The organism is Streptomyces fodineus (assembly GCF_001735805.1).
In the GTDB taxonomy this organism is placed as follows: Bacteria; Actinomycetota; Actinomycetes; order Streptomycetales; family Streptomycetaceae; genus Streptomyces; species Streptomyces fodineus.
In genome coordinates, this window is record NZ_CP017248.1 from 6408164 (window position 1) to 6430892 (window position 22729).

Sequence of the window (22729 nt, forward strand, 5' to 3'; positions counted from 1 at the left end):
AGGCCCGCCGTCACGCCTCGTCGTTCTGGGCGCCGGTCCCGTCCTGAGAGGTGCGGGGCCCGCCCTGGGGCGTGTCGGGAAAGATCAGCCCTGCCGAACCGCTGATCATCCCGACAGCCCCCAGTCCGCCGAGCGCCAGCCGCCCGAGGACCTTGGCACCATGCCAGTCGTGCGGAGCCCCGAAAACCACCCACGCGCCCAACGCGAGGCCCGCGATCATGACCGCCAGTCCGCTGATACGACGTAAGCCGTGACTCATGGGCTCATGATCGCCCCTCACTGCTCAGCGCTCAACTGCCACAGAGCCGAACGAGCCACCCCTCGACAACAACAAACACCCAGGTCAGAGCCCCCCCATCAAACGGGTTAACACCCAGGCCTGGCGTTCAGGCAAGATGGGGTGTATCTGCCCACTGCCAGATTTCAAGCTGCCGGACGGTTTCTCTTGGCTGAGTTCATTTACACCATGCGCAAGGCGCGCAAAGCGCACGGCGACAAGGTGATCCTCGACGACGTCACCCTGAGCTTCCTGCCGGGAGCGAAGATCGGTGTCGTCGGCCCGAACGGTGCCGGTAAGTCGACCGTGCTGAAGATCATGGCTGGTCTTGAGCAGCCGTCGAACGGCGACGCGTTCCTGTCGCCGGGCTACAGCGTCGGCATCCTGTTGCAGGAGCCCCCGCTGAACGATGAGAAGACCGTCCTGGAGAACGTCCAGGAGGGTGTCGCCGAGATCAAGGGCAAGCTCGACCGGTTCAACGAGATCGCCGAGCTGATGGCGACCGACTACTCCGACGCGCTGCTCGACGAGATGGGCAAGCTGCAGGAGGAGCTGGACCACGCAGGCGCCTGGGACCTGGACGCCCAGCTGGAGCAGGCCATGGACGCGCTGGGCTGCCCGCCCGGCGACTGGCCCGTCACCAACCTCTCCGGTGGTGAGAAGCGCCGCGTCGCGCTCTGCAAGCTGCTGCTGGAGCAGCCCGACCTGCTGCTCCTCGACGAGCCCACCAACCACCTCGACGCCGAGTCCGTGAACTGGCTGGAGCAGCACCTCGCCAAGTACCCGGGCACCGTCGTGGCCGTCACCCACGACCGGTACTTCCTCGACAACGTCGCCGGCTGGATCTGCGAGGTCGACCGCGGCCGCCTGCACGGCTACGAGGGCAACTACTCGAAGTACCTGGAGACCAAGGCGACCCGTCTGAAGGTCGAGGGCCAGAAGGACGCCAAGCGGCAGAAGCGGCTCAAGGAAGAGCTGGAGTGGGTCCGCTCCAACGCCAAGGGGCGCCAGGCCAAGTCCAAGGCGCGTCTCGCCCGGTACGAGGAGATGGCCGCCGAGGCCGACAAGATGCGGAAGCTGGACTTCGAGGAGATCCAGATCCCGCCGGGGCCGCGGCTCGGCAACGTCGTCGTCGAGGTCGACAAGCTCAGCAAGGCCTTCGGTGAGAAGGTCCTCGTCGACGGGCTGAGCTTCACCCTCCCGCGCAACGGCATCGTCGGTGTCATCGGCCCGAACGGCGCCGGCAAGACCACGCTGTTCAAGATGATCCAGGGCCTGGAGACCCCGGACTCCGGCGACATCAAGGTCGGCGAGACCGTCAAGATCTCCTACGTCGACCAGAGCCGCGCGAACCTCGACCCCAAGAAGACGCTCTGGGAGGTCGTGTCCGACGGGCTCGACTACATCAACGTCGGGCAGGTCGAGATGCCGTCCCGCGCGTATGTGTCCGCCTTCGGGTTCAAGGGGCCGGACCAGCAGAAGCCGGCCGGTGTCCTCTCCGGCGGTGAGCGCAACCGGCTCAACCTGGCGCTGACCCTCAAGCAGGGCGGCAACCTGCTGCTCCTCGACGAGCCCACCAACGACCTCGACGTCGAGACCCTCAGCAGCCTGGAGAACGCGCTGCTGGAGTTCCCCGGCTGCGCCGTCGTCGTCTCCCACGACCGGTGGTTCCTCGACCGTGTCGCCACGCACATCCTCGCCTACGAGGGTGAGTCGAAGTGGTTCTGGTTCGAGGGCAACTTCGAGTCGTACGAGAAGAACAAGATCGAGCGGCTGGGCCCGGACGCCGCGCGTCCGCACCGCGCCACCTACAAGAAGCTGACCCGGGGCTGATCGGTCTTGCGCCACATCTACCGCTGCCCGCTGCGCTGGTCGGACATGGACGCGTACGGACATGTCAACAACGCGATCTTCCTCCGCTATCTGGAGGAGGCGCGCATCGACTTCCTGTCCCTGCGGGGCACGGAGTCCAAGCAGGGGTCCGTGGTGGCGCGCCATGAGATCGACTACAAGCGCCAGCTCGTCCACCGGCCCACCCCCGTGGACATCGAGCTGTGGGTCACGCAGATCAGGGCCGCGTCCTTCACCGTCTCCTACGAGGTGAAGGACGCGGACGCGATCTACGTCAAGGCCGCCACCGTGGTCGTCCCGTTCGACTTCGAGACACAGCACCCGCGCCGGATAACCGACGCGGAGCGGGAGTTCCTCGAGAAGTACCGGGACGACGCCGAGGAGGCCGTCGCCGCATGACGGTGCTGCACCTGGCCGACGAGACGGAGGCGGCCGACCTCGCCGCCTTCCTCTCCCGGCTGCTCCACTACGACCGTGGAGCCGCGGTGCGTCTGCAGGCGGCCGGCACGGCGCTCGCCGTCTTCGGGCGGCCGCCGTCGTTCGAGGTGCTGGCCGTCCGCGCGGTACGGCTGGCGAAGCCGTACGAGAAGGGGCTCGACGTCACCCTCGACGTGACCGTCTCCGCCGGTGAGCTCCTGGAGTCCGTGGACGAGCGGGCGGCCACCGCCGCCGTACCGGCCGCGGTCACCGGTCCGCCGTGGGCCGGTGTGCTGCCGCCGCGCGGCGGCTGGCGGGCCGAGCCGGGGCTGCCCGCGCCGGACGCGCTGCGGGCGACCGTCGCCGCGGCGGTCACCGAGTTCCGCTCGCGTACGCGGGAGCTGGCGCCGGACGGCCGTACCCGCGCCGAGCTGGACCGGATCGGACGGGACATCTGGTCCCGGGAGATCGGGCGGACCGGGCTCCCGGTGCGGGCCGTGCACGCCGCCCAGTCCCTGGGCTTCCTGCGGCCCGGAACCGATCCGGCCGACACCGGGCTGTTCTCCTCGGGGGCGTGGCTCCGGCTGCGCACCCCGTACGGGTCCGTCGCCGTACGGCGGGCCGGGCTCGGCTCCCTCGGCGTCAGCGTGCGCTGACCCTCACTGCGGAGGCCGTGTGCCGTCCGGCCATACCCCGATGTGGTCCGACTCCAGTTCCAGGGCCACCCGGTCGCGCATGTCCAGGGCACGCAGGTAGTCGACGGGCAACCGGAGGCGGCCCGCGCGGTCCAGCATGGCGTACTCGCGGGCGACGACCGTCTCATGGCCGGTCGTCGCGTCGATCTCGCTGTGCCGCAGCACCTCGGTGGAGGTGCGGCCGTCACGGATGGCGACCGTACGGCGGACCTCGCCGGCCACGGCCTGGTCGTGGGTGACGATGACGATCGCGGTGCCGAGGGTCTCGTTGGCCGTGCGGAACGCGTCGAAGAGCTGCGCGGCCGTCCGGGAGTCGAGTTCGCCGGTGGGTTCGTCGGCGAGCAGCACCGCCGGGTCGTTCGCGAGGGCCACGGCGATCGCGACGCGCTTCTGCTGACCGCCGGACATCTCCCGCGGGTGACGGTCGCGGCAGTCGTCCACCCGCAGCAACTCCAGGAATTCTACGGCGCGTTCGGCGCGGGCGCGGCGGCTGTGACGGGTGCGGCTGGTGCGGGTGCCGGAGAGCTGGAGGGGGAGGGCGACGTTCTGGGCGGCGGTGAGGTAGGGGAGGAGATTGCGGGAGGTCTGCTGCCAGACGAAGCCGACGGCCCGCGAGGTCGTTCAGCTGCCAGTACGGCGCCGTCACCGAGACCGGGCGGTACAGCCCGGTGACCCGCACCCGTACCGCGGGGCCGTCCAGCCGGTCGGTCAGGGTGAGCCGGTCGCCGGGCCGCAGCCGCAGCGCCCGGGCGGCGGTCTGCGGCAGCGCCACCTCGACCGTGCCGTCGGTCCGGCGCGGGAGGCGGCCGGTGGTCGGCCGTAACCGGGTGCGGTCCAGTGCCGCGAGGTAGGTCAGGTCCGGGTCGCCGGACCGGTCGGCGGGCGGCTGCAGCGAGCGGGGGAGCGCGTACGGGCGCGAGCGGCGCAGGGTCCTGAGCGTCACCGGCAGGCCGTCGAAGGTCTTCCGGGCGCCCTCGCGTACGGCGGCGTCGGCCGCGGCCCGACCATCCGGCGGCACGTCCGCCTTGACGATCAGCGCGGTGTCGCCGGCGCCCCGCGGATCGGCCGGCACATGGCGCAGCGCGGCGTCGCCGATCGCCGCCGAGTACGCGGTGAGGGTCGCCAGGACCGCGGTGGTGAGCACCACGGTGAGCAACGCGGCACCCAGCAGCGCCCGGTGCGCACGCGCGAGTGCGAAGACGAACCCCGTAACCCGGCCGCCTCCGTGTGCGTCCGTCAGCTCCAGACCTTCGGGCGATGCTGACAGAACGGACCGGCTCCGGGTAAGCGGTGGTCGACCGGTCTATACCGGATCGTGACCGGAATCCGGCCATGCGCGACCGGAATCCGGCGTTCAGTGACGGCTGTTGGTCAGTCCGGGGTGTTGATCATCGACGCGGCGGCGTACGTCAGGTAGTTCCACAGCGTCGTCTCGTGCTCCTCGGACAGCCCGAGTTCCTCGACGGCCACCCGCATGTGCCGCAGCCAGGCGTCGTGCGCCGCCCGGTCCACGGTGAACGGCGCGTGCCGCATGCGCAGCCGGGGGTGGCCGCGGTTCTCGCTGTAGGTGGTGGGTCCGCCCCAGTACTGCATCAGGAACAGTGCCAGCCGCTCCTCGGCCGGGCCCAGGTCCTCCTCCGGGTACATCGCCCGCAGGGACGGGTCCTCGGCGACTCCCTCGTAGAACCGGTGGACGAGCCGGCGGAAGGTCTCCTCCCCGCCGACCTGCTCGTAGAAGGTCTGCTCCTGAAGCGTGCCGCGCCGAATCTCATTCACGCGTCCATCGTCTCAGACCGGGTGACCCAGGACTCAAGGCTTAGGACCCCACGGCTCGGCTCACCCCCGTCGGGGACCCGCTCGCCCCTACTGTGGACCCATGGGTGCCTACGACACCGAGACCGACGCCCTGGCCGCCGCCGCGCGGGCCGCGCTGGTGCGGGAGATCGACGCCGAGGGGGCCTGGGCGCAGGACCCGGTGTGGCGGGAGGCGTTCGCGGCGGTGCCCCGGCATGTGTTCGTGCCGTACTACTACGTCTGCGGGCCGCGCGGCTACGAGCGCCGCTGGGGCGAGAGCCCCGACCCCGGAGCACGCGAGCGCTGGGTGCGCGGCGCCTACGCGGACGTTCCGCTGGCCACCCGGCTGCGCGACGGCGAGCTGGTCTCCTCCAGCAGCCAGCCCTCGCTGATGGCACGGATGCTGGTCGCGCTGGAAGTCGAGGACGGCGACCGGATCCTGGAGGTGGGCGCCGGCACCGGCTACAACGCGGCCCTGCTCGCCTTCCGGCTCGGCGACGACGACCTGGTCACCACCATCGACCTGGAACCGGAGATCACCGAGTCGGCCCGCCGGCACCTGGAGGCGGCCGGATTCCACCCGGCCGTCGCGACCGGTGACGGCGCGCGCGGGGTGCCCGAACGCGCTCCGTTCGACCGGATCGTCGCCACCTGCGAGCTGCCCACGGTCCCGCGCGCCTGGCTCGCCCAGTGCCGCCCCGGCGCCCGGATCCTGACCCCGCTGGCCACCGGCCTGCTCGCGCTGACCGTGCGGGACGCGGCACACGGCGAGGGCCGTTTCCTGCCCACGGCCGCCTACTTCGTACCGCTGCGCGGCGAGGGCAGGCCGGAGCCGGAGGGCGTGTCGCTCGCCGGGCTGCCGGGCCGGGCCCGCGACCAGGAGACGTTCCGCTTCCTGCTCGCGCTGACCCGGGCCACCCTCGATCCGCTGGAGGCCTACGCGCTGTGGGAGCGCGAGGGCATGCCGGAACGCGAGCGGTACGGCGTCACGGTCGGCGGCGAGCACGCCTGGGCGTGGCTGGACGAGCCGGAGGGGCCGTACGCCTGGCCCCTGCCGTGACCGTCCCCGGCGGTGCTCAGGCCCGGCGGACGGTGATCGTCGTCCAGGCGCCCACGTGCACCCGGTCGCCGTCCTGCAACGGGATCGGCACGAACGGCTGGATCGGTTCTTCGGACATGTTGACCGTGGTGCCGTTGGTCGAGTTCTGGTCGACGACCGCCCAGCTGCCGTCGGGCTGCTGCACCAGCACCGCGTGCTGATGCGAGACACCCGGGTCCTCCGGCGGCACCGCCAGGTCGATGTCGGGGGTGTCGCCGGTGGAGTGCCGGCGGCGGCCGATGGTGATCTGGTTGCCGCTGAGCGTGCGCTGCTGCTCGGGCGAGTACGCGGGCAGGTTCAAGCCCGCGGCCTCGGGGCCCGAGCGCTGCATCATCGCCATGAAGTAGTCGCGGTCCGGACCGATGGTCGCCGTCCAGGTGGCCCGCTGCTGCGGGAAGCCGGGACCACCGGGCGGCGCCTGCGTGGCGCCGGGCTGCGGATAGCCGTATCCGCCGCCGGGCGGGGCCTGTGTGGCGCCGGGCTGCGGATAGCCGTATCCGCCGCCGGGACCACCGCCCGGGGCGCCACCGGGGCCGCCGGACGACGGCGGGGAGATCACCCAGTCGTCGTCACCGCCACCGAAGGAGGGACCGCCGGAGGGCGGACCGCCGACGGGCCGGCCGGTCTCGCGCGGGAACGCGGGAGGCGCGGGCGGACCCTGCTGCTGATACGCCTGCGGGGCACCGCCGGGACCGGCACCCGGGGTCGGCCCGGGCGGCGGCGGTACCGGACGCGAGGGGTCGCCGCCGAAGCCGGAGGGGCCGGGCACACCGGGGCCGCCCTGCGGCGGACCTTGGGGAGCGGGCGCACCGGGACCCGAGGGCTCACGCCCGAAGGGGCCGCCGGGACCGGACGGCTCACGGCCGTAGGCAGGCGGACCGGCGGGACCGCCGGGGCCCTGCCCCTGACCGGGACCCTGCCCCGGGCCGCCGCCGAAGCCGCCCGGAGCACCGGGACCGCCCGGACCACCGGGGCCTTGCCCCTGACCGGGACCGCCACCGAAGCCGGACGGACCGCCGGCACCGCCGGGACCCTGACCGGGGCCGGCCCCGAAACCGGACGGGCCACCGGCACCCGGACCCTGCCCCGGGCCGCCACCGAAGCCGCCCGGACCACCCTGGCCCGACGGCCCGGGCGAGGTCGGCGGCGGTCCCGACGGGCCGCGGTCGCCGCCGAACGGCGTCGGGCCCGACGGCTCGCTGCCGAAGGAGGGGATCGGCTCGGCGGGCCGGTTCATCTGCGAGGGCCGCGAGCCCTGGTACTCGTACCCGTCATTGCCGCCGTAGGTCGCGCTCGGCGGCTGGAACCGCGGCTGCGGCGGGCGCGACGCGGCCGGGGTGTACGAGGTGGCCGTGTTGGTCAGGAAGTTCCACCGGCACTCCTCGCAGAAGGGCGCGCCGCCCTCACGGGGCGTACGGCACTGCGGGCACAGCTCCGGCTCCGCGGCCGGCGGGCGGGCGCCGGCCCGGCCGCCGGGACCGCCCGGGGCGGGGGGCGGCGGGAAGCCGTAACCGCCCGCGGGCGGGGGCGGCGGCGGGGGCGGAGGTACGGCACCGGCCATGCGGTGACCGCAGACCTCGCACCAGTCGTCGGAACCCGACTGGTGTCCGTTCGGGCAGGTCGGCATGTCGGTGCTTCCCCTTCTCCGGATGTCCTACTGGGTCACTTCTTTACACGAACAGTCTTTGTGGAGCGGGTCTCCAGAGTCATCTCATCCGCCTCCGCGACCTTCGTCTTCAACCGCACAGTACCTGTCGCGGCATCGACCACGTCCACCACCTTCGCAAGCAGTTTCGCAGTATCGGCGTTCCCCGAGGCACTCGCGAGCTGAACTGCGCGCCCCAGTTTGGCGGTTGCTCCATCGAAATCGCCCGCTTTGCGAAGATCCAGCCCTTGCTGGATGGCTTGCGCCAGTTCGGCCTGTCCGGTGTAGTGGGCGACTTGGGGGTTGATCGAGGTGGAGGCGGTCATGTCGTCGGTCCACACGGCCCGTACGAGGCCCTGCGCGCCCAGGTTCTGCGCCGATCCGTCCGCCTGCGGCACCACCAGCGAGACCCTGGCGGCGAGCATCTCCTGGTGGAGGCCGGCCGCCGGGACCTCCACGCACAGGTGGTAGTCGCGGGACTCGTCGCCCCAGGACCCGGTCGGATAGTCCCCGGCGCGCGGTCCGGCCTCGGCGCGTCGCGCGGTCAAGTCCTCGACGGTGGGCGCCACTTGCTTGACGAAGCGGATGCTCGTACCGACCGGTGTCCACACCCTCAGCGAGACGTCGGCGACCTCCTTGCCCATCGCCGTCTCCATCATCCGCGTGAAGTCGGCGGCGAGACCGGCCGGATCGGCGACGATGTCGGCGGTGCCGAGCAGCGCGGAGGCGATCCCTGTGACTTCTTTCACTTCCCAGTCGGTGCCCACGCCCCGTGCGTCACAGGTGAACCGTCCGGCACACGCCTCCAGCGTCGCCCTGAGGTCCTCCGGCGACTCGTGTTCGTTGCGGCCGTCGGTGAGCAGGATGCCGTGCCGGATGGTGACGTCCGCCGAGTGCAGCAGCCGGTCGGCGAGCCGCAGCCAGGTGCCGATGGCCGTACCGCCGCCCGCGCTGAGCCGTCGCAGCGCCTGCTTGGCCTGTTCGCGGGTGGTGGCGTCGGCGATCGCGAGCCCGCCGCCGCCCGGATAGACCTCCTTGGCCACGTGCGTGCCGCCGATCACCGCGAAGTGCGTGCCGTCGCGCAGGGCGTCGATCGCGGCGGCCGTGGCGTCCCGGGCGCCCCGCATCTTGGCCGGAGGGTAGTCCATGGAGCCGGAGGCGTCGACCATGATCGCCACGGCGGCGGACGGGCCGCGGCCCTGCGGGTACACCGGGGCCACGGCGCTGCCGACCGTGCCGCCGCCGGTCGCGGTCACGGTGACGATGGCGTTGACCTCGCGCCCGCCCTCGGGCAGGTACTCGTTCTGGTACACGTCCATCGAGAACTGCGGCACATACGACTTCGCGAAATTGGCCATGCGTACTCAAATCCCCCTTGACCGCCCCGCTGAAGCAGAGCGATGGCTGTGCACGAACCGGTCCCCTCCGGCCCGCGGCCTCAGGCCGATCCTGCCCCCTGCGGCGGCACGAGGAACGGTACGACGGCCACTGTTACGTTGTCGTGGCCCCCGCCGTCCAGGGCGTGGCCGACCAGCACCCGGGCGCTGTGCAGCGGGCGCTCGGCCGCGTCCGCGGGCACGACCTCGCACATCTCCTCGGCCGTCTCGGCGTAGTTCCACAGGCCGTCGGTGCACACCACCACGACACCGGAGCGGTCCGGCTTGAAGGACGCGGTGTGCGGCTCCAGTTCGTAGGCGTCGGCGCCGAGCCAGCCGGTGATCGCGTGGGCGCGCTCGTCGGCGTACGCCTCGGCCTCGCTCATCAGGCCGGCGGCGACCATCTGCGCGGCCCAGGAGTCGTCCTCGGTCAGCCGGGCCGCCGGTGCGCTGCGGTCGTCCGGCACCCAGTAGACGCGGCTGTCGCCGACCCAGCCGACGACCAGCAGCCCGGCGGCGACCACCGCGCCGACGATGGTGCAGGCCGGGGCGTTCTGGTGCGGGGCGTGCTCGCGGGCCGTGGCGGGCTCCTCGGCGAGCGCGTTGACCGCCTGTGCGGCGGCGACGATCGCCTCGTGCATGGCCGTCTGCGGATGCGTGCCGCGCGGCAGGGCCGTCAGCAGCGTGTCACCGGCCGCCTGGGACGCGGCGGTTGACGCGTCGTCGGGGCGGGTCGCGGAGGACACGCCGTCGCAGACGATGGCGACGGCGGCCGGGGTGCCGTCGGGCAGCGCGGTGTGGCCGACGGTGAAGGCGTCCTCGTTGCGGTGGTGGCGCAGGCCGCGGTCGCTGACGGCGGCCACCGGGCCCGACTCCCGCTCCACGTGGTCGCGTTCGCGGGGCTGGGCGTGCCCGCAGTTCTCGCAGTAGCCGTCGCTGTCCACCCGGCCCGCCCGGCAGGCCACGCACAGCTGCGCGGGCTCCTCCGGCAGGGCGACGGTCTCGGCCACGCGCGGGTCGGGCGCCTGCAGCGGGTACTCCTCGGGCTCCGCGGGCCGGTCGAAGCGCACCCCGGATCCGGCGGTCCGCCAGGCACCCTCGGTGCCGGCCGCCTCGCTCTCGTGCGGCGGTGCGCCGCCGGAGCCGGACATGGTGAGCGTCGGATGGTCCTGCGGCGGCTCGGGTACGACGGAGAGGTCGTACCCGCACGCTCCGCAGAAGAGGTCACCCGACTCGACGGGCTCCGCGCAGCTCGGGCACTGCGACAGTGCGGCCTGCTGGGGCATCTGCGACATCAACTACACCCACGTTCGGGGGCGGTAACGGTTGGCCCGTTCCACCAGTTCGATCCTCTCCTCGCCGCCGGTCGCCAGCCGGGCCAGCGTGCGGTAGGCGCGCTCCAGGCCGAAGCGGAGACCCCGCTCGTCCAGACCGCTGCCCAGCAGCACCCGTCCGCCGGCGGCGGGCGCGGTGCCCTGGCCTCCGGAGAGTATCCAGTCCAGCGCCGAGCCGAGGACTTCCGCCGACAACTGCTCGCGCCGCGCCGGGTCCAGACCGTACGCGTCCAGCGCCTCGACCTGCCCGGCGGCGGCCGTCAGGTCGTCCAGGAACGGTACGTCACCGGCGGTCGCCGTGCGCTGTCTGAGCCGCGCCCGGACGGCGGCGACCCGGGCGGCCGTGTAGTGGATGGAGGACTCCGGCACCGACTCCAGGGTCCGTACGGCACCGTGCCGGTTCCCGGCCGCGAGCTGCACCCGGGCGAGCCCGAACGCGGCGCTCACAAAGCTGGGGTCGGTCGCCCAGACCAGGTGGTAGTACTCGGCCGCGTTGTCCAACTGGCCCAGCACCTCGGCGCACAGACCGAGCGCCAGCTTCGGCGCGGCCTCGCCGGGGAAGGCGTCGTAGATCGCGTCGAAGGCGAGCGCGGCGCCCTCGAAGTCGCCGGTGACCAGGGCGGCCACGCCCCGGTACCACACCACCCGCCAGTCGTCGGGCCGCTCCTCGTCCAGCTTGGCCAGGCTCATCAGCGCCGCCTGCTGCTCGCCGCTCTCCAGCCGGGCACGGACCTGCCGCAGCCGGGTCTCCACGGTCCGCGTGGGCGCTGCGTCCAGGGCGCTGATCAGCTCGGCCGGTGCGGAGGTCATCAGGCCCGCCAGGAAACCGGCGTTGGGGTCGTTCGGATCGACCAGCGGGACCGGCAGGGCGAGCGCGGTGGCCGCGGTGTCGACGGGCTTGACGAGAGCGGGCGGCGCGGACGCGTATAGGCCGGCTGCGGGACCGGCGGCCCCTGCCGGCGCCCCTGCGCCCGCTCCTGCGCCTGCTCCCGCTCCGGCGGCCCGCGCCGCGAGCGCACCAGCGGCGGGGCCGGCCGTTCCCGCCGTCCCGGCCGCCGTGCCGGGCAGGGACGCGCCGGTCGCGGGACCCGCCGTCCCCTGAGCGAGCCCACCGGCTCCAGACCCGGTGATCGTCCCCGGCGCTGCGGCGCCGCCCCGCTTCCGGCCGCGCACCTCCCGCGCCCCCAGCCGGGACACATCCTCGTCCAGGCGCGGGAACAACTCCCGGTCCGTGACCCGCACTTCGGGCCCGAACAGCGTCGACAGGGCGGGCCTGGCCTGCCCGGTCTGCAGGGAGACCACCTCGCGCAGCACGCCCGTCAGCTGCTCGGCCATCTCCTGCGCGGAGGCGAACCGGCGGGCCGGGTCGGGGTCGGTGGCGCGGACCAGGAGCCGGTAGAAGGACTCGTAGCGACGGAAGACGTCGATGGTCTCGGGGTCGGGCAGGGAGTCGACGTAGACGTTCGTGTAGCCCTGGAAGTCGAAGGTGAGCACCGCGAGCGTACGGCCCACCGTGTACAGGTCGCTCGCCACCGACGGGCCGGCGTCCGCCACCTCCGGCGCCTGGTAGCCGACCGTGCCGTAGATCGCCGACTCGTCGTCGTCCATGCGGCGCACCGCGCCCATGTCGATCAGCTTGAGCTGGTCCTCGGTCTGGATGGCGTTGTCGACCTTGAAGTCGCAGTACAGCAGGTTACGGCTGTGCAGATGACCGAGGGCCTCCAGGGCCTCGATGCCGTAGGCGCACGCCTGCTCCACCGCCAGCGGGTCGCGGCGGCCCTGTGCCGTGCGGCGGGCGTTGGCGATCTCCTTCAGGGACTTGCCGCCGACGTACTCCATGACGATGTAGCCGTCGAGGGAGCCGGTGCGCTGGTCCAGGTGCTCGACGAAGTTGTAGATCCGCACGATGTTGGCGTGCTCGATCTCCGCGAGGAAGCGCCGCTCGGAGATCGCGGCGGCCATCGCGTCCTGGTCGCCGGTGTCCAGCAGGCCCTTGAGTACCACCCAGCGGTCGGAGACGGCCCGGTCCACGGCGAGGTAGATCCAGCCGAGCCCGCCGTGCGCGAGACAGCCCACGACCTCGTACTGGCCGTGCACCACGTCCCCGGCCTTCAGCTTGGGCACGAAGGAGTACGGGTGCCCGCACTTGGTGCAGAAGCCCTCCGTGCGCCCCGGCCGCTCCCCGCGGGCCCGGCCCACCGGCGCCCCGCAGTCCGAGCGCGAGCAGAACCGCTTGCGCTCCGGCACCTCCGGGTTGTCCAGCACCATCGCGCGCGGGTCGGGCCGCGGCACCTGCGGCACGTGCACCAGACCGGCGCCGAGCCGCCCCCGGGTCGACGTCCCCGACGAGGAACCCGAGCTGCGCACCGACACCGAACGCCCGCTGGAACGGCCCGACAGGGACCGCGAGAGCCGCCCGGACACCGAGCGGCGCGACTTCGACGACTGCGAGGACGTGCGCGAGCTGCTGCGGGAACTGCCGCTGTCCGCGGCGCCCCTGGTCACCCCGGTCGCCGGCGAACCGACCAGCCCTCCCCCAGAGGGGGGACCCCCAGCGGAAACGACCGGCGCGAGACCGCAGGTGTCGCAGTACAGCTCGCCGCCGCCGACGTCCTCGTACGACCCCTCGCAGTCCGGACGCTGACAGGTCTGTCCCGGCTGACTCATGACTGGTCCCCCTTACGGTCCTCGGGCGCGCCCGCCCCGCCGAGCAGCTCCGCCGCCAGCTGCTGGTAGCGCAGCACGGCCTGTTCGGCCACCCGCAGGTCGCAGGGCGCGCTCCACAGCATCCGCCGGGCCGCGTCGTACCGCTCCACCAGGAACGGGTCCTCGGCGAGTCCGTGCCGGGCGACCTTCGCCTTGTACGCGTCCAGCCGGCCGCGCAGCTCGGCGCGGACCGCGAGGGGCGCGGTGACCGCGGTCAACGACTCGCGGGCGCGCAGCAGTTCGTCCTCCGCCTTCTGCTCCAGGGACTCAAGGAGCGGGGAGAGCCGGTGCCACTGCGCCTGCCTGCGGTACTCGGCCGCCGTCGCCAGCTGCTCCTGGAGCACGGTCGGCGGGCCGCTGACCACCGGCACCTCGGTCGCCGCGATCTTCGCCAGCACCTCGCCGCGCGCGGTGCGGGCCTCGGCGAGGGTGCGGTCGGCGCGCGAGAGCACGTCCCGCAGCCGGATCAGCCGCGCCTCCGCGTCCTGCCGAACCGTCAGCACGGCGTCGATCTCCCGGCGCACGTCCTCCAGGGCGCGCGCCTCACGGTCGTACACCGTGGTGTCCGGACGGCCGCCGCCGGGCGCCGAACTGCCCTCGGTGGGCACCCAGAAGGCGAGCGGGTCGCAGACGACGTCCTCGCGCAGCTTGGTCAGCGTGCGCGTGATCCGCTCCAGGTCGTCACCGGCGGGGTGCTCGCCGGGGCGTACGCCGACGGAGTGCGCGAGCCCCCGGGTGCGCTGGAGTTCCGCGGCGAGTAAATCGATCCGGGCGGGCAGCGCCGACCACACCGCGTCGGCGGCGACGACCAGGTCCAGGCTGGTCGCGTACAGCTCGTTCATCCGGTCGACCAGGCCGGACAGCGAGAAGGACTCGCTGAGCGTGCCGTTCCCGGCCACGGTGACGGACTCGCCGCGCAGCAGCTCGGTCAGCTCCACCAGGTCCTCGCGGGTGGACCAGCGGCGCCGGGCGCGGATCGCACGGGCGGAGCGCAGCGCGGCCGCGTAGGCGTCGAAGTACCCCCACAGCAGGGTGATCTGCGCCTCCGTCGTCTGCCAGCGCTCTTGGGTGACGCCGGTCAGCTCGGCGCCTTCGAGGAGTCTGCGGCCCGCGTGGTCCTGCAACGCCAGCAGCGAGGTCTCGATCGCCTCGTGCTCCTGGCCGAGCCGCGCCAGCGCACGGTCCACCTCGTCCCGGTCCATCACCGGCCCGGCGGGGTCCGTGACGCCCATCGATCACCTCTCGCTGCTGTCATGTGTTCCGGTCGGATGTGGCTCAACTCGTCCGCAGATACTGCGGCGCGGGCGGCTTGGACGCGCTCGAGTCCTTTCCCAGTGTCGCCGACAGCCACTGGTCGTACGACGCCTGCCAGCCGCTGGCGCGGTAGCCGACCAGAATGCGATTGACCCGGCGTACCAGATCGGAGGCGTCCTTCTTCATCGCCACGCCGTAGTACTCGGTCGTGAACGCCCCGCCCTTCAGTTCGACGGTGGGGTCCTGCGCGGCCTGGCTGGCGGCGAGCGCGCCGTCGGTCACCACCGCGTCCACCTCGCCGAGTTGCAGCCTGACCAGGCAGTCCAGCTGGTTCGGGACGGTGGTGGAGATGTCGGTGGAGGCGGGCAGGGTGCCGGCCTTCCTGTCGGCGTCCAGCTTGGTGTACGCCGTCGAACCGGCCGCCGTGCAGACCTTCTTGTGCGCCAGGGTGGCGTTGTAGCCCGTGATGGACGAGGACTTGGGCGCGAGGACCTGCTGCCCGGTCTTGAAGTAGGGCGCGGAGAACGCCACCTGGGACAGCCGCTCGCAGTTGATGGTCATGGTCCGCACGACCATGTCCACCCGCCCGTCCTGTATCGCGGGGATCCGCTGGCTGGTCGGTATCGCCTTGAACTGCACCGCCTCCGGGTCGCCGAGGATGTCCTGGGCGATCCGGTGCACCAGGTCGATGTCGAAGCCCTCCAGCTCCGCGCCCTGGGTGTTCGGGTTGCGGTAGCCCCAGTGGTAGCTGTTCTGGTCGACGCCGACGATCAGCTTGCGCTTGGCGCCCGTACGGGCCTTGATCGCGTCGATCGCCGGACCGTCCGCGCCGGACGGCGACAGGGTCTGGTTCTGCGCCTCGGAGGGATTGCAGTTGTCGGCGCGGGCCTCGGTGCCGGTCGCCACCCGCTGCCCGGCGGGCCTGCCGTCGTGCGGTGCCCTCTGGGTGCACGGCAGCAGCAGGACGAACGCCAGGGCCAGCGCGCACAGCACCGCCATCGCGCCGACCCCGCCCCAGCCCCGCAGGGAGGCCCGTACACGTGCCGCGTGCATCGTCATGCCCCCTGTCACCGGTACTCCGAAAGTCTGCGCCCGATGCCGGACACGGCACCGGCCGCGCCGAGCACCGCGAGCACGGCCGCGCCCACCGGCAGCCCGGTCATCGCGTCCCGCCCGTCGCCGGCGGCCTGCTGGAACTCGCTCTGCTCGTGGTCGATCGCCTGGGCGAGACTGCGGTCGACACCGTCGAAGCACTCGCCGGTGGCGCCCTTGGCGCCGATGACCTTGTCCAGCGCCTGCTCGAAGTTGCCGTCCTCGTCCTCGGTGCGGGCGGAGGCGTGACGCTGCTTCCACACCGTCATGTTGCCCTCGGCCGTCTTGACCGGCGTACGGCCGCCCTGGTCGTCGGCGAGCTTCTCGGCCCGGGTCAGGCCCTCGCCGAGGCCGGCCAGGTCCTTGTCGAAGTCGTAGTAGTAGGCGTCGTACGTCTGCCCGCCCACCGTGACGGTCTCGGCGCCGCGCGCCACCAGGCTCAGGTTCTCGTTGCCGCGCGCCTTCAGGGAGGCGATGCGGGCGTCGTGCAGCACGTTCAGCGAGCGGATGCCGTGGTCGTAGGAGCCGTTCAGCTCGGCGCGGGCCACCGCGTGCCCGACGACCAGCCACAGCAGGGCTGTGGCCGTGGCGGTGGAGGCGGCGACCAGGCCGTGGTTGAGGACGCGGTTGGTGCGCCGGTAGGTGCGGTGCTGGGCCCAGCCGAGCGCGGCCAGCGCGAGCACGCCGAGCGCGATGGCGATCCACGGATACGGCGTGGCGTCGCCGTAGTCGGCGTCGAGCCGCTGGTTCTCCTTGGTGTAGAGATCCTCCGCCGCCGGGAGCATCTCCTTCTGCATCTTCTCGTTGGCGTACCGCAGATAGGCGCCGCCGACCGGATACCCCTGCCGGTTGTACGTCCGCGCCCGCTCGATGAGCCCCTTGTACTCGGGCAGCAGCCTGTTCAGCCTGGCGATGGTCGCCTCGGAGGCGGAGCCCGGCTCGGCGTTGGCGGCGGCCGTGACGAGGCCCGACGCGGCGGTCCGGATGTCCTTCTCGTACCGGTCCCGGGAGGCGGCCGTCTCCTGCCCGCCGGCCAGGAACCCGCTGGAGGCGGCCGTGTTGGCGTCGGCCAGCGAGCGGTAGATGCCGGCCGCGCCGGAACTGAGCGGCTGGCTCCTGTGCAGCACGTCGTCGGCGGCGGCGGCCCGCTCACTGGCCTGCCAGGCGGTGACCCCGCCGAACGCCACGACCAGCAGCGCCAGTACGGCCCCGATGATCTGCAGCCGGCCCGGCTCGGTGGTGGCCGCGGCCCTCAGTCGGTCGAAGCCCTCGGCGAACGCGGTTCTGGCGGGCGTGGGGGAGCCGGTGGGGGCCGGCCCGCCGGGCTGTGCGGGGATGCCGGGGGCGGTGGACACACCGGGGCCGGCCACCGGTGGTGCTGTGCTCTTCGGCGGGTGTGTCACTCGACCTCCCCCAGGGTCATCCGTTCGCCGCCAAGTATCACCGCCCGGACTGACATCCGCACCGGCCTTCACTGGATCTTGATCGGATCGCAGCGTGCGCTGCTCATGAATACGCCGGGCGCACCTGTTCGGTTCCCCGGCGACGGGCACCTCGTGCGGCGATCGCCTGATCCGACAGCCGCACCAGGGCCGCGCCGGACCTCGCCACGTATCTGCAGTGGCGGCTGTCCGGACGCATCACCGGGTGACCCGGGGGTCGCGCGCTCCGGCGTGCGCGCGGGCGAGCGGGCCGACTGCATGCGCCGGTCAGTCGTCCCCGCGCCGGGCGGGCCTGCCGGCCTCCCAGTACCCCCGCGCCCGCTCCCGAGCCTCCGCCCGCGCTCCCAGCCGGTCCAGGCCCAGCAGGGCCGCGCCGAGGACCGGGCTCGCCGTGACCACCCGGACGTCGGCCTTGGGGGCGCGGGCGGCCAGCAGGTCGCGGACGGTGTCGTTCAGCAGGGCGTGACGGGCCGTCAGGACGCCGCCGCCCAGCAGGACCGGGGTCTCCTCGTCGAGGAGGTCCAGGCGGGTCAGCGCCACCGTGGCCAGCACCGTCACCTCCTCGGCGAGCCGGGCGACGATCGAGCGGGCCACCGCATCGCCCTCGGCGGCCGTCGCGAACAGCACCGGGGCCAGCTCGTGCCGGCGGTGGTGGTCGATGTGCTCCAGGTGCAGCGCCTCGATCAGCGCGTACATGGTCGGCAGGCCGAAGTGCGCGGGCAGGGTACGGGAGAGGGACGTGGGTTCGCCGCGGCCGTCCTCCGCGCGTGCCGCGTGCCACAGGGACTCCTCCGCCAGGAACCAGCCCCCGCCCCAGTCACCGGAGACGCGGCCGATGGCCGGGAAGCGGGCGGTACGGCCGTCGGGGCGCATCCCGACGCAGTTGATGCCCGCGCCGCACACCACGGCCACGCCGCGCGGCTCGGCGACCCCGGCCCGCAGGATCGCGAAGGTGTCGTTGCGCACCTCCACCGACGCGCCCCAGCCACGCGCCCCCAGCGCCGTCGCCAACTGCTCCTCCTCGACGGGGAGGTCGGCGTTGGCCAGGCAGGCCGAGACATGGGAGACGGCGGTGACGCCCGCGTCCGCGAAGGCCCGCGCGACCGGTTCGGCCAGCGCCTCCAGCGCCGCCGCCACCCCCACCGCGGGCGGGCGGAAGCCGCCGCCGCGGGCCGTGGCCAGCACCTCCCCGGCGGCGGTGACCACGGCCACGTCGGTCTTGCTGTTGCCCGCGTCGATCGCCAGGACGGTTGACATCAGGCCCACGCGAGGTGCTCCCGGTTGTGTGCGATCAGCTGGTCGGTGAGGGCGTCGGCGTACGCGTACTGGCCGATCAGCGGGTGGGCGAGCAGGGCACGGAAGACCCGGTCCCGGCCGCCGCGCAGCGCCGCCTCCAGGGCCAGGTCCTCGTACGCCGTCACGTTCGCGATCAGACCGCAGAACAGGGGGTCCGGCTCGGGCACCGGCAGCGGGGCGGGTCCGCTCGGGCCGACCGCGGCCTGGACCTCGATCACCGCGTCGTCGGGCAGGAAGGGCAGGGTGCCCCGGTTGACGGCGTTCACCACCTGGTACGGGCTGCCGCCACCGCCCAGCAGCGCCGCCGCGAGGTCGACGGCCGCCTCCGAGTAGTAGGCGCCGCCGCGCCGGGCGAGCAGCGCCGGCTTCTCGTCCAGGGCCGGGTCGCCGTACATAGCCAGCAACTCCCGCTCCATGGCCGCCACTTCGGCCGCGCGGGACGGCTTGGTGCGCAGTTCGCGCACGACCTCGTCGTGGGCGTAGTAGTAGCGCAGGTAGTAGGAGGGGACCACGCCCAGGCGGTCCAGCAGGGGGCGCGGGAGGCGGAGGTCGTCGGCGATCGCGTCGCCGTGCTCGGCGAGCAGTTTCGGGAGGACGTTCTCGCCTTCCGGACCGCCCAGCCGCACACCGGTTTCCCACGTGAGGTGGTTGAGGCCCACATGGGCCAGATGCACATCCGCCGGCGCCACACCGAGCAGGCCCGCGAACTTCCGCTGGAAGCCGATCGCCACGTTGCACAGCCCGACCGCGCGGTGCCCGGCCTGGAGCAGGGCCCGGGTGACGATGCCGACCGGGTTGGTGAAGTCGATGATCCAGGCGCGCGGGTTGGTACGGCGGACCCGTTCGGCGATGTCCAGCACCACCGGGACCGTGCGCAGCGCCTTGGCCAGGCCGCCCGCGCCGGTGGTCTCCTGGCCGACGCAGCCGCACTCCAGCGGCCAGGTCTCGTCCTGCTGCCGGGCCGCCTGGCCGCCGACGCGCAGCTGGAGCAGGACGGCGTCGGCGCCGTCGACGCCCGCGTCCAGGTCGGCGGTGGTGACGATCCGGCCGCTGTGCCCCTGCTTGGCGAAGATCCGGCGGGCCAGCCCGCCCACCAGCTCCAGGCGCTCGGCGGCCGGGTCCACGAGGACCAGTTCCTCGATGGGCAGGGTGTCCCTGAGGCGGGCGAAGCCGTCGATGAGTTCGGGGGTGTAGGTCGAGCCTCCGCCGACCACGGTGAGTTTCATACGGGGTTAACCCTTCACTCCGGTGAGCGTGACGCCTTCGACGAACGCCTTCTGGGCGAAGAAGAACACGAGGATCACGGGGGCCATGACCAGCACGGTCGCGGCCATGGTGAGATTCCAGTCCGTGTGGTGGGCGCCCTTGAAGGACTCCAGGCCGTAGGACAGCGTCCAGGCGCCCGGGTTCTCGGACGCGTAGATCTGCGGGCCGAAGTAGTCGTTCCAGGCGTAGAAGAACTGGAAAAGGGCCACGGCGGCGATGCCCGGCCTGGCCATCGGCAGGACGACTTTCAGCAGGGTCCTCAGGTCCCCGCAGCCGTCGACCCGCGCGGCGTCCACGTACTCGTTCGGGATCGTCATCAGGAACTGGCGCAGCAGGAAGATGGAGAACGCGTCGCCGAACGCCATGGGGATGATCAGCGGCCACAGCGTGCCGGACAGGTCCAGCTGCTTCGCCCAGAACAGGTACATCGGGATGATGACCACCTGCGGCGGCAGCATCATCATCGAGATCACCAGCATGAGCGACAGATTGCGGCCCCGGAAGCGGAACTTGGCGAGCGCGTACGCCACCGGGATCGAGGAGACGACGGTGAGCACGGTGCCCAGGCCGGCGTAGATCAGCGTGTTCTTCCACCAGGTCAGGAAGCCGGGAGTGTCGAAGACCTGCCGGTAGTTGCCCCACTCCCAGGTGTGCGGGATCAGGTCGCGGCTGAGTGCCTGGGTGTCGCTCATCAGCGAGGTCAGGAACACGAACACGAACGGCAGCGTGAAGAACAGCGCGGCGGCGACCCCGAGGGCGTGGACGGCGATCCATTCGAGCAGCGCCCTGCGGCGGGCGGTGCGCTCGGCGGCCGTGGCGGAGGAAGCCAAGGCGGCCGGCTTGTCCAGTACTTGGGTCATGGTCAGTCACCTGCCTGGATGAGACCGCCCCGGCGCCGCATCAGGAACCCGGTGAACACCATCGACAGGGCGAACAGCACCAGGGCCACCACACAGGCCGAGCCGTAGTCGAAGCGCTGGAAGCCGAGGTTGTAGACGAGCTGGGGGAGGGTGAGCGTGGACTTGTCCGGGTAGCCGGGCTCGAACTGGGTGCCCGCGCCCTGGATCACCCCGGAGGCGACCTTCCCGGCGATCAGCGGCTGGGTGTAGTACTGCATGGTCTGGATCACGCCGGTGACGACCGCGAACATCACGATCGGGGAGATGTTCGGCAGGGTGACGTACCGGAAGCGCTGCCAGGCCGAGGCCCCGTCCAGCTCGGCCGCCTCGTACTGCTCGGTCGGCACGTCCAGCAGCGCGGCCATGAAGATGACCATCAGGTCGCCGATGCCCCACAGCGCCAGCAGGGTCAGGGCCGGCTTGGACCAGGTGGGGTCGTTGAACCAGCCGGGCGCCGGGATGCCCACCTTCTCCAGGATCGAGTTGACCGGGCCCGTACCGGGGTTGAGCAGGAAGGCGAAGGCCATGGTCGCGGCGACCGGCGGGGCGAGATACGGCAGGTAGAACAGGGTGCGGAACACCCCCGTGCCCGTCTTGATCTTGGTGATCAGCAGCCCGATGCCGAGCCCGAAGACGACCCGGAGCGTCACCATCACCACGACCAGCCACAGCGTGTTGCGCAGGGCCGGCCAGAACAGCGGGTAGTGCTCGAAGACATAGGCCCAGTTCTTGCCTCCGCTCCACGTCGGCGCCTTGAAGCCGTCGTAGTGCATGAAGGAGAAATAGACCGTCGAGATCAGCGGGTACGCGAAGAAGACCGCGAAACCGATCAGCCAGGGCGACATGAAGGCGATGGTCCTGAGCGCCGACCGGCGGCGCTTGGACGCCAGAGTGACCGTGGTCATCGGCTACTTCGCCTGCGCGATGTCCGTGTCGATCTGCGCGGCCGAGTTCTTCAGGCCGGACTTCAGATCGGTGACCTTGCCGCTTTCGTAGTCATAGCCGAGCTGCTGGATCGTCACCAGGTACTGACCGCCGTTGACCGAGGCGGGAGAGGTGGTGGAGTCCGGGTCGGCGGCGATGTCGAGGAACGTCTTGAAACGCGGGTCGTACGTCAGCTTCGGCGACTTCAGCGCGGCCAGCGTCGAGGGGACGTTGTGGATGTCGTTGGCGAAGCCGACCACGGCATCGGTGTCCGTGGTGATGTACTTGACGAACTCCCAGGCCGCGTTCTGCTTGTGGCTGGCGGCGGCGATGCCCGCGATGGTGCCGGTGATGTACCCCTTGCCGTACTGCGCGGCCTGGTCGTCGGGCACGGGCAGCGGGGCGACCCCGATCTCGAACTGCGGCTTGGCCTGCTCGGCCATCCCGAGCCGCCATTCGCCGTCGAGCTGCATGGCGACCTGACCGGTGTGGAAGGGGTGCTTGGGGCCCCACTCGTCACCGAGCGTCGAGCGGAACCTCTCCAGCTTCTGGAATCCGCCGAGTTCGTCCACGAGCCGCTTCTGGAGTGCGAAGCCCTTCTCGAACGCCGGGTCCGTGGCGACGTTCGACTTTCCGTCCTTGCCGAAGTACGTCGGCGAGAACTGCGCGAAATAGTGCTCGGTGGTGGTCTCCCAGCCGTGGTAGTCCGGCATGAATCCGAGCTGCTTGTAGCTGTCACCCTGCGGGATGGTCAGCTTCTTGGCGTCCGCCTCGAACTCGGACCACGTCTTCGGCGGATCGGCGATACCGGCCTTCTGGAACGCCGTCTTGTTGTAGTAGAGCCCGTACGCGTCACCGAGCAGCGGCACCGTACAGCGGTCGCCGTCGAACTGGGTGTATTCGTTCATCGGCTTCGGGAACGTGGTCCGCGGATCGATGCCCGACTTCTTGAAGAAGGGGTTCAGATCGACCAGCGCGCCGGAGGAACAGAACTTGCCCACATTGTTGGTGGTGAAGGAGGAGATGACGTCCGGTGCCTTGTCACCCCCCGACCGCAGCGCCTGATTGATCTTGTCGTCGGTCATGTCGCCGACGACGTTCACGTGGATGTTGGGGTGCGCCTTCTCGAAACCGGCGACGAGCGACTTGACGGCCTTCACCTCGTTCTGCGCGCTCCAGGCGTGCCAGAAGTTGATCGTCGTGTCCTTCGAGGCGTCGTCCGTGGCACCGGATCCGGACTGACCGGTACAGGCGGTGGTGAGCAGAGCGAGGGAGGCGGTGAGGGCAAAAGCCATCTTTCGGGCAGCTGAGGGTATGACTTCGGGCATGGCGAGGTCTCCCGGGGGCGGGGTGGGTGAAATC

Annotated in this window: 18 protein-coding genes and 2 pseudogenes; 4 read left to right on the forward strand and 16 right to left on the reverse strand. The window is 71.9% G+C overall.

The features are described 5' to 3' along the window. Positions 1-10: 10 nt before the first annotated feature. Positions 11-259: a hypothetical protein gene (locus tag BFF78_RS27420; protein WP_227025943.1), complete on the reverse strand. Its 249-nt coding sequence runs from the start codon at positions 257-259 to the stop codon at positions 11-13. A 186-nt stretch (positions 260-445) separates the two neighbouring features. Between BFF78_RS27420 and ettA the strand changes: the two genes are divergently transcribed. Genes ettA through BFF78_RS27435 form a run of 3 tightly spaced genes read left to right on the forward strand, consistent with a single transcriptional unit; the run spans position 446 to position 3201 of the window. Beyond that, the gene (gene ettA / locus BFF78_RS27425) at positions 446-2110 is read left to right on the forward strand and encodes an energy-dependent translational throttle protein EttA (RefSeq protein ID WP_069780838.1); all 1665 of its coding nucleotides are present in this window, start codon (positions 446-448) and stop codon (positions 2108-2110) included. A 6-nt stretch (positions 2111-2116) separates the two neighbouring features. Continuing rightward, positions 2117-2527 carry an acyl-CoA thioesterase gene (locus BFF78_RS27430; protein ID WP_069780839.1) on the forward strand — a complete coding sequence of 137 codons (411 nt, stop codon included), beginning with the start codon at positions 2117-2119 and terminating at the stop codon, positions 2525-2527. Further along, positions 2524-3201 carry a DUF8185 domain-containing protein gene (locus tag BFF78_RS27435; RefSeq protein WP_069780840.1) on the forward strand — a complete coding sequence of 226 codons (678 nt, stop codon included), beginning with the start codon at positions 2524-2526 and terminating at the stop codon, positions 3199-3201. The genes BFF78_RS27430 and BFF78_RS27435 overlap by 4 nt, the downstream gene beginning before the upstream one ends. A gap of 3 nt (positions 3202-3204) precedes the next feature. Here the strand turns inward: BFF78_RS27435 and BFF78_RS27440 are convergent. The 3 genes and pseudogenes from BFF78_RS27440 to BFF78_RS27450 form a co-directional block, all read right to left on the reverse strand. Next, positions 3205-3846, reverse strand: a pseudogene (locus BFF78_RS27440) (ABC transporter ATP-binding protein); the annotation flags it as partial. Then, positions 3836-4480: pseudogene (locus tag BFF78_RS48425) on the reverse strand (ABC transporter permease); the annotation flags it as partial. The pseudogenes BFF78_RS27440 and BFF78_RS48425, both read right to left, overlap by 11 nt. 131 nt (positions 4481-4611) lie before the next feature. Continuing rightward, a complete protein-coding gene (locus BFF78_RS27450) occupies positions 4612-5016 on the reverse strand; it encodes a globin (protein ID WP_069780842.1) in 405 nt (134 codons plus the stop codon). Between the two features lie 100 nt (positions 5017-5116). Here BFF78_RS27450 and BFF78_RS27455 point away from each other — a divergent pair, with 100 nt between their 5' ends. Beyond that, the gene (locus tag BFF78_RS27455) at positions 5117-6094 is read left to right on the forward strand and encodes a methyltransferase domain-containing protein (protein WP_069780843.1); all 978 of its coding nucleotides are present in this window, start codon (positions 5117-5119) and stop codon (positions 6092-6094) included. 16 nt (positions 6095-6110) lie between these two features. On the opposite strand, the gene BFF78_RS27460 is transcribed toward BFF78_RS27455, so the two are convergent. From BFF78_RS27460 to BFF78_RS27520, 12 genes are all read right to left on the reverse strand, one after another. Further along, positions 6111-7760, reverse strand: a complete 1650-nt coding sequence (locus tag BFF78_RS27460; protein ID WP_069780844.1) for an FHA domain-containing protein — start codon at positions 7758-7760, stop codon at positions 6111-6113. 35 nt (positions 7761-7795) lie between these two features. Then, on the reverse strand, positions 7796-9136 hold the full coding sequence (locus tag BFF78_RS27465; protein ID WP_069780845.1) for a vWA domain-containing protein: 1341 nt from the start codon (positions 9134-9136) through the stop codon (positions 7796-7798). A gap of 80 nt (positions 9137-9216) precedes the next feature. Then, entirely contained in the window at positions 9217-10449 is a 1233-nt protein-coding gene (locus BFF78_RS27470; RefSeq protein ID WP_069780846.1) for a PP2C family protein-serine/threonine phosphatase, read from the reverse strand. Between the two features lie 3 nt (positions 10450-10452). Further along, entirely contained in the window at positions 10453-13155 is a 2703-nt protein-coding gene (locus tag BFF78_RS27475; protein WP_079161505.1) for a serine/threonine-protein kinase, read from the reverse strand. After that, the gene (locus BFF78_RS27485) at positions 13152-14426 is read right to left on the reverse strand and encodes a hypothetical protein (RefSeq protein ID WP_069780849.1); all 1275 of its coding nucleotides are present in this window, start codon (positions 14424-14426) and stop codon (positions 13152-13154) included. The genes BFF78_RS27475 and BFF78_RS27485 overlap by 4 nt, the downstream gene beginning before the upstream one ends. Positions 14427-14469: 43 nt before the next feature. Then, on the reverse strand, positions 14470-15501 hold the full coding sequence (locus BFF78_RS27490; protein ID WP_069783848.1) for a glutamate ABC transporter substrate-binding protein: 1032 nt from the start codon (positions 15499-15501) through the stop codon (positions 14470-14472). A gap of 14 nt (positions 15502-15515) precedes the next feature. Continuing rightward, entirely contained in the window at positions 15516-16943 is a 1428-nt protein-coding gene (locus tag BFF78_RS27495; RefSeq protein ID WP_193433546.1) for a hypothetical protein, read from the reverse strand. A 306-nt stretch (positions 16944-17249) separates the two neighbouring features. Next, a complete protein-coding gene (locus tag BFF78_RS27500) occupies positions 17250-18248 on the reverse strand; it encodes an N-acetylglucosamine kinase (RefSeq protein WP_069780850.1) in 999 nt (332 codons plus the stop codon). After that, positions 18239-19504: a 6-phospho-beta-glucosidase gene (locus BFF78_RS27505; protein ID WP_069780851.1), complete on the reverse strand. Its 1266-nt coding sequence runs from the start codon at positions 19502-19504 to the stop codon at positions 18239-18241. Before BFF78_RS27505 ends, BFF78_RS27500 begins: the two co-directional genes overlap by 10 nt. A 6-nt stretch (positions 19505-19510) precedes the next feature. Then, positions 19511-20404: a carbohydrate ABC transporter permease gene (locus BFF78_RS27510; RefSeq protein ID WP_069780852.1), complete on the reverse strand. Its 894-nt coding sequence runs from the start codon at positions 20402-20404 to the stop codon at positions 19511-19513. Between the two features lie 2 nt (positions 20405-20406). Beyond that, positions 20407-21348, reverse strand: coding sequence for a carbohydrate ABC transporter permease (locus BFF78_RS27515; protein WP_069780853.1), 942 nt, complete (start codon positions 21346-21348; stop codon positions 20407-20409). A gap of 3 nt (positions 21349-21351) precedes the next feature. Next, on the reverse strand, positions 21352-22662 hold the full coding sequence (locus BFF78_RS27520; RefSeq protein WP_069780854.1) for an ABC transporter substrate-binding protein: 1311 nt from the start codon (positions 22660-22662) through the stop codon (positions 21352-21354). Positions 22663-22729 lie beyond the last annotated feature (67 nt).